The 14,084-nt window shown below is 67.4% G+C and carries 14 protein-coding genes and 1 pseudogene; 12 read left to right on the forward strand and 3 right to left on the reverse strand.

All coding sequences use genetic code 11. From position 1 onward, the window contains the following. Positions 1-54: 54 nt before the first annotated feature. From F1C10_RS03540 to F1C10_RS03550, 3 genes and pseudogenes are all read left to right on the forward strand, one after another. On the forward strand, positions 55-915 hold the full coding sequence (locus F1C10_RS03540) for an aldo/keto reductase (RefSeq protein WP_185208863.1): 861 nt from the start codon (positions 55-57) through the stop codon (positions 913-915). A gap of 134 nt (positions 916-1,049) precedes the next feature. Next, positions 1,050-1,310: an alcohol dehydrogenase catalytic domain-containing protein gene (locus tag F1C10_RS03545; RefSeq protein WP_219729786.1), complete on the forward strand. Its 261-nt coding sequence runs from the start codon at positions 1,050-1,052 to the stop codon at positions 1,308-1,310. Positions 1,311-1,318: 8 nt separating this feature from the next. Beyond that, positions 1,319-2,197 (forward strand): annotated as a pseudogene (locus F1C10_RS03550) (YifB family Mg chelatase-like AAA ATPase); the annotation flags it as partial. Here the strand turns inward: F1C10_RS03550 and F1C10_RS03555 are convergent. Then, positions 2,194-3,804, reverse strand: coding sequence for a bifunctional diguanylate cyclase/phosphodiesterase (locus F1C10_RS03555; RefSeq protein WP_185208867.1), 1,611 nt, complete (start codon positions 3,802-3,804; stop codon positions 2,194-2,196). The pseudogene F1C10_RS03550 and the gene F1C10_RS03555 overlap by 4 nt on opposite strands. Positions 3,805-4,018: 214 nt before the next feature. Here F1C10_RS03555 and ffh point away from each other — a divergent pair, with 214 nt between their 5' ends. Genes ffh through rimM form a run of 4 tightly spaced genes read left to right on the forward strand, consistent with a single transcriptional unit; the run spans position 4,019 to position 6,628 of the window. After that, positions 4,019-5,536 carry a signal recognition particle protein gene (gene ffh / locus F1C10_RS03560; protein ID WP_185208869.1) on the forward strand — a complete coding sequence of 506 codons (1,518 nt, stop codon included), beginning with the start codon at positions 4,019-4,021 and terminating at the stop codon, positions 5,534-5,536. 32 nt (positions 5,537-5,568) lie between these two features. Further along, positions 5,569-5,985 (forward strand): 30S ribosomal protein S16, encoded by a 417-nt coding sequence (rpsP, locus tag F1C10_RS03565; RefSeq protein WP_185208871.1) that lies wholly within the window; start codon positions 5,569-5,571, stop codon positions 5,983-5,985. Positions 5,986-6,033: 48 nt separating this feature from the next. Further along, positions 6,034-6,171 (forward strand): hypothetical protein, encoded by a 138-nt coding sequence (locus F1C10_RS16645; RefSeq protein WP_258043041.1) that lies wholly within the window; start codon positions 6,034-6,036, stop codon positions 6,169-6,171. Between the two features lie 52 nt (positions 6,172-6,223). Then, positions 6,224-6,628, forward strand: coding sequence for a ribosome maturation factor RimM (gene rimM / locus F1C10_RS03570; RefSeq protein WP_258043042.1), 405 nt, complete (start codon positions 6,224-6,226; stop codon positions 6,626-6,628). Between the two features lie 6 nt (positions 6,629-6,634). On the opposite strand, the gene F1C10_RS03575 is transcribed toward rimM, so the two are convergent. Further along, the gene (locus F1C10_RS03575) at positions 6,635-7,540 is read right to left on the reverse strand and encodes an NAD(P)/FAD-dependent oxidoreductase (RefSeq protein ID WP_185210052.1); all 906 of its coding nucleotides are present in this window, start codon (positions 7,538-7,540) and stop codon (positions 6,635-6,637) included. A 66-nt stretch (positions 7,541-7,606) separates the two neighbouring features. On the opposite strand from F1C10_RS03575, the gene F1C10_RS03580 reads away from it, so the two are divergent. From F1C10_RS03580 to rplS, 4 genes are read left to right on the forward strand one after another with little or no spacing between them, the layout of a single operon-like run. Beyond that, a complete protein-coding gene (locus F1C10_RS03580; RefSeq protein ID WP_185208875.1) occupies positions 7,607-7,909 on the forward strand; it encodes a hypothetical protein in 303 nt (100 codons plus the stop codon). A gap of 47 nt (positions 7,910-7,956) precedes the next feature. After that, positions 7,957-9,474, forward strand: coding sequence for a serine hydrolase (locus F1C10_RS03585; protein WP_185208877.1), 1,518 nt, complete (start codon positions 7,957-7,959; stop codon positions 9,472-9,474). Further along, positions 9,471-10,196, forward strand: coding sequence for a tRNA (guanosine(37)-N1)-methyltransferase TrmD (gene trmD / locus F1C10_RS03590; protein ID WP_185208879.1), 726 nt, complete (start codon positions 9,471-9,473; stop codon positions 10,194-10,196). The genes F1C10_RS03585 and trmD overlap by 4 nt, the downstream gene beginning before the upstream one ends. A 6-nt stretch (positions 10,197-10,202) precedes the next feature. Next, the gene (rplS, locus tag F1C10_RS03595) at positions 10,203-10,592 is read left to right on the forward strand and encodes a 50S ribosomal protein L19 (RefSeq protein WP_085809560.1); all 390 of its coding nucleotides are present in this window, start codon (positions 10,203-10,205) and stop codon (positions 10,590-10,592) included. 69 nt (positions 10,593-10,661) lie between these two features. Here rplS and F1C10_RS03600 read toward each other — a convergent pair whose 3' ends face one another. After that, a complete protein-coding gene (locus F1C10_RS03600; RefSeq protein ID WP_185208881.1) occupies positions 10,662-11,693 on the reverse strand; it encodes a TrkA family potassium uptake protein in 1,032 nt (343 codons plus the stop codon). A 108-nt stretch (positions 11,694-11,801) separates the two neighbouring features. Between F1C10_RS03600 and F1C10_RS03605 the strand changes: the two genes are divergently transcribed. Further along, positions 11,802-14,048, forward strand: a complete 2,247-nt coding sequence (locus tag F1C10_RS03605) for a S9 family peptidase (RefSeq protein WP_185208883.1) — start codon at positions 11,802-11,804, stop codon at positions 14,046-14,048. The last annotated feature ends 36 nt before the right edge of the window (positions 14,049-14,084 follow it).

Genomic DNA, 14,084 nt, shown 5'->3' on the forward strand with positions numbered 1-14,084 from the left:
GGCGCATCCCGCCTCAGGCGTCAGGGTTGGCGCAACTTTTCAGGATGAGCCACCATGACTGTCGACGCAACTTCCTCCGGCCAGTTTGCCATCGGCGGTGACCTGACCGTCACCCGCCTAGGCTTCGGCGCGATGCGGATCGTTGGCGCCGGCGTATGGGGCCCGCCCGACGATCGCGATGAAGTGTTGCGCGTACTGCGGCGGCTGCCGGAGATCGGGATCGACCTCGTCGACACGGCAGACGCTTATGGGCCCTTCGTCAGCGAGGACCTGATCGCCGAAGCGCTGGCGCCCTATGATCGCGTTACCGTCGCCACCAAAGGCGGCTTGGTCCGCTATCCAAATAATCCATCGCCCTGGCCCCAGATCGGTGATCCGCATTACCTTCGTCAATGCGTTCACATGAGCCTGCGTCGCCTCCGGGTCGAGCGACTCGATCTCTGGCAGCTGCACCGCGTAGATCCGAAGGTGCCGCAGAAGGAACAGTTCGACGTCATTCGCTCGTTTCTTGACGAAGGATTGATCCGTCACGCTGGGCTCAGCCAGGTCACCGTCGCGCAGATAGAGGAAGCGCGCACCTTCTTCCCGGTGGCCACAGTGCAGAACCGCTACAACATCGCCGACCGCTCCAGCGAAGACGTACTAGACTACTGTACCGCGCACGGCATCGGCTTCATTCCCTGGCGTCCACTCGCCCCGGGCGACCTGGGCACGCCGAATGGCGCCGTGAGCCGGATCGCGGCAGCGAAAGGGGCAACCGCCGGGCAGATCGCGCTGGCTTGGCTTCTACGGCGCAGTCCGGTCATGCTGCCGATCCCCGGCACTAGCAGCGTCTCTCATCTCGAGGAGAACGCCGCTGCCGCGTCGATCGAACTCAACGATGCGGAATTTGGGGAACTTACCGCAGGAATCTGATCGTCGCCTCGAGCCGCTCGCCCGCGCGTAGCTCTGCGTCACCTTCGATACTTAGATAAACCCACATGCATACTCTTGATCAGGCAAACGCTCGCGGATCTACCGGCGCGGCGACCACGTTAGATCTGACTACAGTGCGCGCCTATTCCGCCGCCGACGCGACCAGTCCGCGCAAGGAGGTGACCATCCGGCGCCACCCGCCTGCTCCGATGGATGTCGTGCTGTACGTGCCGTATTGCGGTGTCTGCCATAAGGACGTTCATCAGGTCCGCGATGAGTGGAATGACATGCAGCCGACTAAATATCGCAGCGCGCGGGGACATAAGATGGTCGACCGTGTGGCGGCTGTCGGCAACCACCGCTCCTCGACTCATGCAACGGTATTTCGGGTGTAGCTATATCGCACCTGTTGATGATCGGGCCACCGGGGGCCGGCAAATCGCTGATGGCGTCGTGCCTGCCGGGTATCCTGCCGCCGCTCGATCCCGGCGAGGCGCTCGAGGTGTCGATGGTGCAGTCGGTCGCTGGCACGCTCGACGGTGGGAGGCTGACACGAACGCGGCCGTTTCGTGCGCCGCATCATTCGGCATCGATGGCGGCGCTGACCGGCGGCGGGCTGAAGGTGCGGCCGGGCGAGGTAAGCCTCGCGCATCTAGGGGTGCTGTTCCTCGACGAGCTGCCGGAGTTTTAGCGCGCAGTGCTCGATTCGCTGCGCCAGCCGCTCGAATCGGGCAGCGTCAGCGTTGCGCGGGCGAATGCGCACGTCACCTTTCCGGCACGCGTCCAGCTCGTCGCCGCGATGAACCCGTGCCGCTGCGGCTATCTCGGCGATCCGGGGCTCGCCTGCGCGCGCGCGCCGAAATGCGCCGCCGACTATCAGGCCAAGGTGTCGGGGCCGCTGCTCGATCGCATCGACCTGCACGTCGAAGTGCAGGCGGTGAGCGCCGCCGATCTGATGCTGCCGCCGCCAAGCGAGGGCTCCGCCGACGTGGCGGCGCGCGTGGCAGCGGTGCGCGCGATGCAGGCCGAACGATACCGCAATCACACAGTAAGGACCAACGCGGAAGCGGAAGGCGAACTGCTCGAGGCGGTGGCGACGCCAGACGATGCGGGTCGCGCGCTGCTGGCGCAGGCGGCCGAGACGATGCGGCTGTCGGCGCGCGGCTACACGCGCATCCTGCGCGTCGCGCGGACGATCGCCGACATGGCGGGTAGCGACGCCGTTACGCGCATCCACATCGGTGAGGCGTTGAGCTACCGTCGGCAGCCGCCGCGCAACTAGCCTGCGAGGCGCCGGTCGGTGGCGGTCGGCGCCGGCACGTTCCCGAGCAGGCGGCGCTCGGCGAGCAGCCGGCGGGCGTTCGCGCCGCTCATCGGCCGACCATAGAGATAGCCCTGGCCGCGCGCGCAGCCGAGCGCGCGCATCCGCTCCTCGATCTCCTTGTCCTCGATGCCTTCCGCCGTGACGGGCAGGTTGAGGCTCGCGCCGAGGCTGGTGATCGCATCAACGATCGCCGCGCTGTCGGCGTTGTCGGCGACCGCCTGGACGAAGCTCTTGTCGATCTTGATGCGATCGAACGGCAGCGCGCGCAGGTGCGCGAGGCTGGAATAGCCGGTGCCGAAATCGTCGAGCGCGATGCGGATGCCCTGGTTCTTAAGGCTGCCGACGATCGATTGGGCAAGCGCGAGGTTTTCAAACAAGGCGCTCTCCGTCACCTCGATCTCCAGACGCTGGGCCGGAAAGCCGGTTTCGAGCAGCAGCTTGATAATCTTCTGCGGCAGCCAGGCGTCGCGCAGTTGAAGCGGAGAGACGTTGATCGCGAGCGACAGCTCGGGGGCCCAGTCGCGCGCGGCGACGAACGCTTGGCGCATGATCGATAGCGACAGATCGGCGATGAGCCCGGTCTGCTCGGCGATGGGAATGAAGCGATCGGGCGCGATCGTGCCGTGAACGGGATGCTCCCAACGCGCGAGCACTTCGAAGCCGTGTAGGCGGCCGGTGGCCAGATCGATCTGCTGCTCGAAATACGGCACGATGTGCCCGGCGGGAATCGCGTGACGCAGGCCGTTTTCGAGCTCGTTGCGGACATGCAGCGCGTGCGCCATCGCAGGATCGAACCAGACGTAGCGGTTCCGCCCGCCGTCCTTGGCGGCGTACATCGCGATGTCGGCGGCGCGCATCAGTGCATCGATCGAGCCGCGTTCGAGATCCGAGCGCGCGATTCCGATCGAGGCGGAGACATGAATCGCGGTGCCGGCGACCTGCGCCGGTCCGGCGAGCCGGCTGACGAGATCCTCGGCGATGCGCTGCACCACCGAAGGCTGCCGCGGATCGAAGACGAGGGCGCAGGCGAATTCGTCGCCGCCAAGCCGCGCAGCAAGCGCGGCGGCGGGCAGTGCCGAGGCGATGTCCGCCGCGACGCGTGTCAGGACCGCGTCTCCGGCGGCGTGGCCATGAAGGTCGTTGATCGTCTTGAAGCGATCGAGATCAATCAGCAGCAGCGCCACCGCTTGGCCGCGGCGCGCCGCTTCCTGGAGCAGCGCCGCCCCGTCCTCCAGCAAACTGCGGCGGTTGAGGAAGCCGGTCAGCGGGTCGCGTGTGCTGAGCATGCGGACGCGTTCGTTGCTTTCGACGTGCTGTTCGAGCGCGCGGACGAAGTCGCGATGCCGCCGCCAGCCGATCAGGATCAGCGCGATGTTGAGCATCAGCGCGATCAACAGGGATCGATCGAGCGCTTCGGTGCCACCGAACCATTGCCGCACGAGCGTGCTTCCCAACGTGCCGGCGATTGCAACGAAGAGCAGGATCGCGGCGCCGGTGACGAGCGTCGTCGCCGTCGCGCGTCGCGCGGTGCGTGCGTCGTCGGGCTTGCGGTTGCCGCGCTGCATCAGGTTTGCCTCCACACCGACGAAGCAGTGCGCGGCGGGAGTGTAGAAGGCGTTAAGAGCGCGGTGGGTTGCCCTGGGCGGGCGATTGACGTAGGGACCGCGCCACGTTCCGTGTTGAACGCTGAAGGAAAGCGCCCACGTGGTGCACGCTGGCCGGCGAGGTTTCGCCCGCCGGCGCTTTTGCGTTTGGCGCGGGAAGATGGAGTTTGATACGATGTTCGACAGCCTGAGCGATCGTCTTGGCGGCGTGTTCGACCGTCTGCGCGGTCGTGGCGCGCTGACGGAAGCGGACGTGCGCCAGGCGATGCGCGAGGTGCGCATCGCGCTGCTCGAGGCGGACGTGGCGCTGCCCGTCGCGCGCAAGTTCGTCGACGAGGCGACCGAGAAGGCGATCGGCCAGAACGTGCTGCGCTCGGTCACGCCGGGGCAGCAGGTCGTCAAGATCGTCAACGACGCGCTGATCGCGATGCTCGGCGGCGAGGATCCGCAGGCCGCCGAACTGAACCTCGGCGTGACGCCCCCCGCCGTCATCATGATGGTCGGCCTCCAAGGGTCGGGCAAGACGACGACGACGGCCAAGATCGCCAAGCGCCTGTCGGCCGGGCAAACGGTGCTGGGCGGCGGCGGTGCGCGCGATCGCAAGAAGGTGCTGATGGCGTCGCTCGACGTCAATCGCCCGAACGCGCAGGAACAGCTGGCGACGCTTGGCACGCAGGTCGACGTGCAGACTCTGCCGATCATTGCCGGGCAGCAGCCGGTGGATATCGCGCGGCGCGCGTTGCAGGCGGCGAAGCTGCAGGGCTTCGACGTGCTGATGCTCGACACGGCGGGGCGCCTGCACGTCGATCAGGCGCTGATGGACGAGATGAAGGCAGTCGCGGAGATTTCCCGGCCGCAGGAAATCCTGCTCGTCGTCGACAGCCTGACCGGTCAGGACGCCGTCAACGTCGCGCAGAATTTCTCCGAGCAGGTGCCGCTGACGGGCGTCGTGCTGACGCGGATGGACGGCGATGCGCGTGGCGGCGCGGCGCTTTCAATGCGGGCGGTGACGGGCAAGCCGATCAAGTTCGCGGGCACGGGCGAGAAGATGGACGCGCTGGAGGCGTTCCATGCGGAGCGTGTCGCGGGCCGTATCCTGGGCATGGGCGACGTCGTCAGCCTCGTTGAGCGGGCCGCCGAGTCGATCCAACAGGAAGACGCCGAGCGGATGGCGGCGAAACTGTCCAAGGGGCAGTTCGACCTCGACGATCTGCGCAGCCAGCTGGCGCAGATGCGCCGCATGGGTGGGCTCGGCGCGCTTGCCGGCATGATGCCGGGGATGAAAAAGGCGCAGGCGGCGATGGCGTCGGGCGCGGTCGACGAGCGCATCCTGCTGCGCATGGACGCGATGATCACGTCGATGACGCAGAAGGAGCGATCGAAGCCCGAGCTGATCAATGCCAAGCGCAAGATTCGCATCGCCAAGGGCAGCGGCACGACGGTGCAGGACGTCAACAAGCTGCTCAAGATGCACCAGGAAATGTCCACCGCGATGAAGAAGATCCGCAAGATGGGCGGCCTCAAGGGCATGCTCGCGATGCTGGGCAAGGGCGGGCCGGGCGGCGGCATGGGCGGGATCGGCAATGCGATCGGCGGCCCGGAACTCGGCGAGATGCTGGGCAAGGCGGGCGGCGGGCTGCCAGGGCTTCCCGGCGGCGGGCTTCCGCCAGGTTTTCCGAAGTTCAAGAAGTAACGTTTTCATCTATTTGGAAGGAAGAGAATACAATGGCACTCAGCATTCGTCTGTCGCGTGGTGGCTCCAAGAAGCGTCCCTACTACCGCATCGTCGTTGCCGATGCGCGCAGCCCGCGTGACGGCAAATTCATCGAGAAGATCGGCAACTACAATCCGCTGCTGGCGAAGGACGACGCGCAGCGCATCGTGCTCGATTCGGATCGTGCGAAGCACTGGCTGGGCGTCGGCGCGCAGCCGACCGATCGCGTCGCGCGCTTCCTCGATCTCGCCGGCGTGAAGGAGCGTCCGGCGCGCAACAACCCGAAGAAGGCCGAGCCGGGCGAGAAGGCCAAGGAGCGCGCCGAGGAGCGCGCCGAGAAGCTGAAGGCGCAGCAGGAAGCGGCCGCCGAAACGAGCAATGACGGTGCGTCGAGCGAGGCCCAGACGGCGGACGCGTCGGCCGAGTAAGCATCCGATCGGGTCATGGCGCGTTGCTTTGATTGGAAGGAATACGCCATGACCAATGATCCCGATCCCCGGACCGCGAATGACGACGAGCAGAAAGTCGCCAGCAACGAAGGTGTCTCCGCGACCGAACCGGTCGAAGGCGCCGACGACACCCCCGCCGGAGACGAGAACTCTCCCGAGGGATAGGACGCGCGTCGTCGTCGCGGCGGTTGCCGGCGCGCACGGCATCGCCGGCGAGGTGAAGTTGAAGCTCTTCGCCGACGATATCGCGGCGTTCGACACATTCAATGACGGGGCGCTGACGTTGCGCACCGTGCGCGGCAATATCGCGCGCTTCGCGGAGATCAGCGACCGCACCGCGGCGGAGGCGCTGCGTGGGACCGAATTGACGGTGCCACGCGCGTCGCTGCCCCCGCTGGCGGAGGGCGAATATTATCACGCCGACCTGCTCGGCCTGTCGGCGATCTCCGACGCGGGGGATACGCTCGGCGAAGTCGTCGCGGTCGAGAATTTCGGTGCCGGCGACGTGATCGAGATCGAGCGGCCGGGTGGCAAGCGCTTCATGGTGCCGATGTCGCCGCAGGCGGTTCCGGAGTGGAATACCGACCGCATCGTCGTAGCCGCGGCCTTCGCGGCGGATTGAGCGATATCAGCGCCGCAGCGGTCGGCGATCGGCGAGATCGTTGCGTATCGTCGTCGCCGCAACCCCGGCTTGCCCCATCGCGTGGCTAATCTGATCGAGCCCGCGCACCACATCCCCAGCGGCGTAGAGGCCAGGCAGCGTCGTGCGCTGATGCTCGTCGGTGACGATGCAGCCATCGTCGGTACCGCGCGCGCCGGCGGCTAACGCGAGCTCGGAGCGGATGTGTGAGCCGAGCGCGGGATAGACGCTGTCGAACGCCATCCGCCCGCGCGCGGTATCGAGCGCCAGCCGATCATCCTCGATTGCATAGCCGCCGCACGGCCCGTCGACGCGCGTCACGCCCGCGGCGTCGAGCGCGGCGGCGCATTCGGGGTCGAGCATATGCTCGGCGTCGGGCGCGATCAGCGTCACGTCGCGCGTAAAGCCGCGCAGGAAGATTGCCTCCTTCATGCCATGCTGCCCGGTGCCGATCACGCCGACGCGACGATCGGTCACCTCGTAGCCATCGCAGATCGGGCAGTAGCGCAGCTTGCCGGCCGCGAGCGCGGCGTCGTGCAGCGGATCGTCCATCTTCGGGCGATTGTTGACGACGCCGGTCGCGAGCAGGATCGTTCGCGTCTCGAACCGTTCCTTACCAGCGCGAACGGTATAGGCGTCGTCCGACGGCTCGATCGCCGTCACCGTCAGCAGGCGGCGATGGAGGCCGAAGGTGCGCGCCTGCTCGCCCATGCGCGCGAGGAGATCGCGGCCGCTGATCCCGCCCGGATAGCCGGCGTGGTTGTGCGTGCACGGAATCAGCGCAGCGCGACTCGACCCGTTGTCGAACAACGCGACATCGAGGTGGAAACGCGTCAGATAGATGGCTGCGGTGAGCCCGGCCGGGCCGCCGCCGATGATGATGCAATCCTTCATGCGCAGCGGGACGTTCGCCGCGGCGAGTGGTTCCGAACCAGGGGGCAACGGGTGATCTGGCTGTTGATGACCATAGCTGCAGTGGCGGGCACGACCGCCGGGGCCGCGTATCTGATCGTCGGCCAAGGGATAGCGGCGTCTACTATTGGTCAGGTGCTGCTGTCGGCTGCTGCCTTCCCGATCGTCACCGCGATCGTCGCTGCGCTGCTGATCGCGCTGCAATTCGCGCAACGTACGCCGCAGACGCACGGCGGTAGCTTCGGCATGACGATCTTCGCGATCTGCATGTTCTGGTTCTACGGCGTGATGGCGAGCGCGGTGATCGGCGTGCCCGCGGCGGTGATCGCGGTGCGCGCGTTCCGCGGTTGACGCCGGGTGGGGCGCGGCTAACCCGACTGGCGTAGAAGGGGATGCCAATGATCCGCGCACTGACTGCCGCCCTGATGATCGCGACGCCGGTCGCGGCGCAATCGCCAGTGGCAGCGACAAAGACGCCTGCCGCGCCAGGCGCCGCGTCGATGCAGGCGATCGAGCCGCGGGTGACGGCGGCGTTCGACGCGTGGATGCGCGAAGCGCACGTGCCCGGCTTGGTCTACGGCATCGTCAAGGACGGACAGCTCGTGCTAGTGCGCGGGTTGGGAGAGCAGGACACCGAAAGCAAACGGCCGGTGACGGCGGACAGCCTGTTCCGCATCGCATCGATGTCAAAGGCGTTCACCGCGCTCGCGATCCTGAAGCTGCGCGACGAGGGACGCGTGTCGCTGGAGGCGCCGGCGGAGACGTACGTGCCCGAGATGCGCGGCTGGCGCTATCCGACGACGGACAGCCGGCGCGTGCGGGTCGCCGACTTGCTGCATCACACGGCGGGCTTCGTCGAGGACAACCCATGGGGCGATCGGCAGCAGCCGCTGTCAGAGGCTGGCTTCACCGCGATGCTGAAGGCGGGCGTGCCCTTCGCGCAGGCACCGGGGCTGAGAATGGAATATTCCAACTTCGGCTATGCAACGCTCGGCCGGATCGTCAGCAACGTTTCCGGCCAGCGCTACCAGGATTATATCCGCGGCGCGATCATGACGCCGCTCGGCATGACGGCGACGGGCTATGACGTGCTGCGCGGCGCGCAGGATGTGCGGGCACTCGGCTATCGCTGGCAGGACGAGCAGTGGGTGCGCGAGCCGGACATGGCGGACGGCACGTTCGGTGCGATGGGCGGCGTGCAGACCAGCGCGAACGATTACTGGCGCTGGGTCGCCTATCTCTTGTCGGGCTGGCCAGCACGCGACGGCGCCGATGCGGGACCGGTGAAGCGTGCGACGCTGCGCGAGATCGTCGAGGGATCGAACTTCGTCACCGTGCAGGAACGCCGCCGGGCGGACGGCAGCATCTGCCGCGCGCCGAACGCCTATGCGATGGGCTGGTCGGTGGTGGAGGATTGCAATCGTGGGCGCATCGTCCAGCACAGCGGCGGCTATCCCGGCTATGGATCGATCGTGATGCTGCTGCCCGATGCCGGGGTGGGCGTGTTCGCCTTCGCCAACCGCACCTATGCGGCGCCGTCGCAGCCGGTCTTACAGGTGTTGCTGATGCTGCGCGAGGCCGGGCTGGCGGTCGATCGGACGATACCTGTCTCGCCCGACCTGGCGCGTGCCTACGGTGTCGCGCAGCAGGTGTGGCGGACGGGTAGCCTCGACGCGGCACCGCTGGCGGAGAATGTCGCGCTCGATCGCGACCTCGCGCGGCGGCGGCACGATCTCGCGGAGCTCAAACAAAAGGTCGGCATGTGTCGTACCGATGCGCCGATCGCGCCTGTCTCGGCGATGGAGGGTCGGTTCCGCTGGTCGTGCGAGCGCGGCACGGTGACGGGGCGGGTGCAGCGCGCGCCGACGCCGGCGCTGAGCCTGCAGGTGCTGTCGTTCGAGGCCGCGCCGCAGTGACCTTCGCCGCGACTGTCCTGACGCTGTATCCCGAGATGTTCCCCGGGCCGCTCGGCCACGCCATCGCGGGGCGCGCGCTTGCCGAGCGACGCTGGTCGCTCGACGCGGTCAATATCCGTGATTTCGCCACCGATCGGCACCGCACCGTCGACGATACGCCGGCCGGCGGCGGCGCGGGCATGGTATTGCGCGCCGATATCGTCGCGGCGGCGGTCGATGCGCAAGGGGCGGGGCGCCCCATATTGGCGATGACGCCGCGCGGGCGGCCGCTGCACCAGGCGCGCGTGCGCGACCTGGCATCGGGGCCCGGCGCGATCATCCTGTGCGGCCGGTTCGAGGGCTTCGACGAGCGGATCTTCGAGGCGCGCGCGATCGAGGAAGTGACGATCGGCGACTATATCCTGTCGGGCGGCGAGACCGCTGCGCTGGTCCTGCTCGACGCTTGCGTTCGGCTGCTGCCCGGCGTAATGGGCGCCGCTTCAAGCGGGATCGAGGAAAGCTACGAGAGCGGCCTCCTCGAATATCCGCATTATACCCGACCGCAACAGTGGGAAGGGCGCACGATCCCCGAAGTGCTGCGATCGGGGGATCATGCGAAGATCGCCGCCTGGCGCCAGCGCCGGGCGGAGGACGATACACGGCTACGGCGGCCGGACCTGTGGGAGCGCCATGTCGGCGCTCGGGTCGACCGCCCTCTGGCGCGCAGCGACGAACGGGACTGAGTTGACATGAACCTGATCCAGACGCTCGAAGCCGAGCAGATCGCGAAGCTGACCGCGAACAAGAAGCATCCGGAATTCCGCCCCGGCGACACGCTGAAGGTCGGCGTGAAGGTGGTCGAGGGTGAGCGTACCCGCGTCCAGAACTACGAGGGCGTGTGCATCGCGCGCGCGAACAAGGGCATGGGTTCCTCGTTCACGGTGCGCAAGATCTCGTTCGGCGAAGGTGTCGAGCGCGTTTTCCCGCTCTATTCGCCGAATATCGATTCGATCGAGGTTGTCCGCAAGGGCGCCGTGCGTCGTGCGAAGCTCTATTATCTGCGTGGCCGGACCGGCAAGTCGGCGCGTATCGCCGAGCGCCGCGACAACCGTCCGAAGGCTGCCGTTGCCGCCGAGTGATCGGACAGACGATCGCCGGATAACGGAGGGCGTTGGCGGGAAACCGCCGGCGCCCTTCTCTTTTGCGGCTCAGGTGATGGCGGCGCCGCGGACGATCTCGACGATACGGTCGCCGGGCTCGACGCGCGCTGCCTCGGGCTGATCGTAGCCGATGCAGCGACCGGCGCGGAACAGGCGCACGCCGAGCCCCGTGGCCAGCCCGGTGAGCGGGCGGCCGACATCGTCGGGTGTCGCGTCGCGCTCGCGCAAGGCGACGCGGCCGTAGGCGGCGGCAAGGTCGGTGAGGTAATCGGCGACATGCGGCCCGTCGGTCGAGCCGGCGAGGAGGAGGCCGGCGAAGCTCGCCGGATTGATGACGACGTCCGCGCCTGCCTGGCGCGCGAGCGGCTCGTTGTCGTCGGACCGGATCACCGCGCTGATGCGCACCTTTTCCGACAGGCGGCGGGCGGTGAGAACGATCAGGATCGTCGTATCGTCGCGTCCCGCGGCGACCATCAGCGTGCCGGCCTGCGCGATGCGCGCGGCCTCGAGCGTCGCGTCGCGCGTCGCGTCTCCGTCGAGCACCACCGCGCCGCTTTCCTCGGCATGGTCGAGCGCGTCGCGGCTGCGGTCGACGACGACGATCGTCGCTGGGTCAACGCCGCGGCGGATGAGCTCGCGCAGCGCCTCGGTGCCGCTGCTGCCGTAGCCGGCGATGACGACGTGATTGGTCAATTGCCGCTGGATCACCGACATGCGCCACCGCTGCCACGTGCGTCTGAGCAGGAAATCATAAGCGGTCCCCAGAAAGATGAGCCACACGAACAGGCGGATCGGCGTCACCACGAACGTGTCGAACATCCGCGCGCTGTCGGTGACGGGCACGATATCGCCGTAGCCGACCGTGGTGACGGTGATCATGGTGAAATAGAGCACGTCGGTGAAGCTGATGTGGCCGTCGATATTATCGCGCAGCCCCTCGCGATCGAGCCAGTGCCCGCCAAGCGCGATACTGACGAGCGCCAGCGCCAGCGCAACGCGCAGCGCGAGGCTCGCCCAATCGGGCAGGCGGCTGCGGCGGCGCAGGTGCAGATCGTGGCGAACGCGAAGGCGGCGCAGCATCGCGGTACCTTGCCGGCTCGCCGGACGCGTGTCACCCGAAGACGCGCTTTGCGCCCGCGCGCGTCTCCAGCTAACCCCCCGAACCTTCACATCAGCCGGGACGAGTGAATGCGGATATGGGTGGCAGTGATCGGGGCGGGGCTGGCGATCTGGGCGAACGGCGCGGTGGCTGAGCCAGGGATCAAGCGCTCGGCCGGGGCAGCGGCCGGGCTGACGCTGGAACGCGTGTTCGCGAGCCCGGACCTGAACGGCGACCAGCCGCAGGCGCTGCGCCTGTCGCCCGACGGCACGCTGCTGACGTCGGTGCGGCCGCGCGCCGATGAGCGCAACCGCTTCGACCTTTGGGCGACCGACACGCGCACCGGCGCGTCGCGGATGCTGGTCGATTCGCGCAAGATCGGCAGCGGGGCGGAGCTCTCCGAAGCGGAGAAGATGCAGCGCGAGCGCGACCGTTCGAAGACCGGCAAGGTCGGCATCCTCGACTACGATTGGTCGCCCGATGGCCGGACGATTCTGGTGCCGATCGACGGCGAGCTGTTCGTCGCGACGCTCGACGGCGCGGTACGCAAGCTCGAAGGCACCAAGGGCGCGCTCAACCCGGTGATCAGCCCGCGCGGCGGGCAGGTGAGCTTTGTGCGCGACCAGAATCTATGGGTGCGTGGCGCCGACGGCGGCGAAGCGCGCGCGATCACTACCGGCGGCGGTGGCACGGTACATTTCGGCGAAGCGGAGTTCGTCGCGCAGGAGGAGATGGGACGGCGCACGGGCTATTGGTGGTCGCCCGACGATCGCCTGATCGCCGTCGAGCGCTTTGACGAGGCACCGGTGCAGGTGTTCACCCGCGCATCGATCGGCGCGGCGGGGACGAGCATCTATCAGCAGCGCTATCCAGCGGCCGGCGCGGCGAACGTGCTGGTCGATCTTTTCATTTCCAAGCCCGACGGCAGCGGGCAGGTGAAGGTCGATCTGGGGCCGAACCGCGACATCTATCTGGCGCGCGTCGATTGGCTGCCCGACGGGTCGGCGCTGCTCGTCCAGCGCCAGTCGCGCGACCAGCGGATGCTCGACATGCTGCGCGTCGATCCGGCGACCGGCAAGACGACGGTGATGTTCACCGAGCGGGCGGGCGAGAAGAGCTGGGTCAACCTCACCGACGCGTATCGCGCACTGCGCGACGGCAGCTTCATCTGGCGCTCCGAACGCGATGGTTTCGGCCATCTTTACCGCTGGAAAGCAGGCACCTGGACGCAATTGACGAAGGGTGACTGGTCGGTCGAGCAGCTGGTCGCGATCGACGAGCAGACGGGCCGGCTGTTCTTCACCGGCAACCGCGACGGCGTGCTCGAACGCCACCTCTACGCGCTCGACCTCGATAGGCCGGAAGCGATCACGCGGCTAACCGAGCCTGGCTGGTGGCTCACCGGCGCGACCGCGGATGCCACGGGCACGCGCTTCATCCTCTCGCGCTCGAACCCGGATCAGCCCAAGCAGACCTATCTGGCCGATGCGAGCGGCAAACGACTGTCGTGGATCAACGAGAACTCGCTTACCGGAGTGCATCCCTACGCCCCCTATGTCACAGCGCATCGGCCGACGCAGTTCGGAACGATCAAGGCCAAGGACGGCACGACGCTGCATTGGCAGATGATCACGCCGGTGATGGAGAAGGGGCGGCGCTACCCCGTTTTTTTCCAGCACTATGGCGGGCCGCATAGCCAGGACGTCGCACGCGACTGGCCGGGCACGATGCCGCTGCGCCAGTATCTGGTGCAGCAGGGCTGGATTTTCTTCCAGGTCGACAATCGCGGCTCGGCCAATCGCGGCAAGGCGTTCGAGGACGCGATCTGGCATGCGATGGGATCGGTCGAGGTCGACGATCAGCTGGCGGGTGCGGCGTATCTGAAGACGCTGCCGTTCGTCGATGCGAGCCGGATCGCGACCTATGGCTGGTCGTATGGCGGCTATATGACGCTGAAGATGCTCGAGGCGCATCCCGGCGTCTTCGCGGCGGGCATTTCCGGTGCGCCGGTTACCGATTGGGCGCTGTACGACACGCATTATACCGAACGCTACATGGGCGATCCGACGCGCGACGCGGCGGCCTATGCCGCGTCGAGCGCGCTGCCCGATGCGGCCAAGGTCAGCGATCCGCTGCTGCTGATGCACGGCATGGCGGACGACAACGTGTTCCTCGACAACAGCACCGCGTTTGCGGCGCGGATGCAGGGGGCCAACCGGCCGTTCGAGATGATGCTCTATCCGGGCAAGGCGCACGGCGCGGCGCGTGACATCCATCCATGGACGACGATGCTCGAATTTCTCGATCGCCACGTGAAGGCGAAGGGCGCGAAGTAAAGCTTGTTGGCACGGCCGCCGCGGCGGCGGTAAGGC

Source organism: Sphingomonas sp. NBWT7 (genome assembly GCF_014217605.1).
In the GTDB taxonomy this organism is placed as follows: Bacteria; Pseudomonadota; Alphaproteobacteria; order Sphingomonadales; family Sphingomonadaceae; genus Sphingomonas.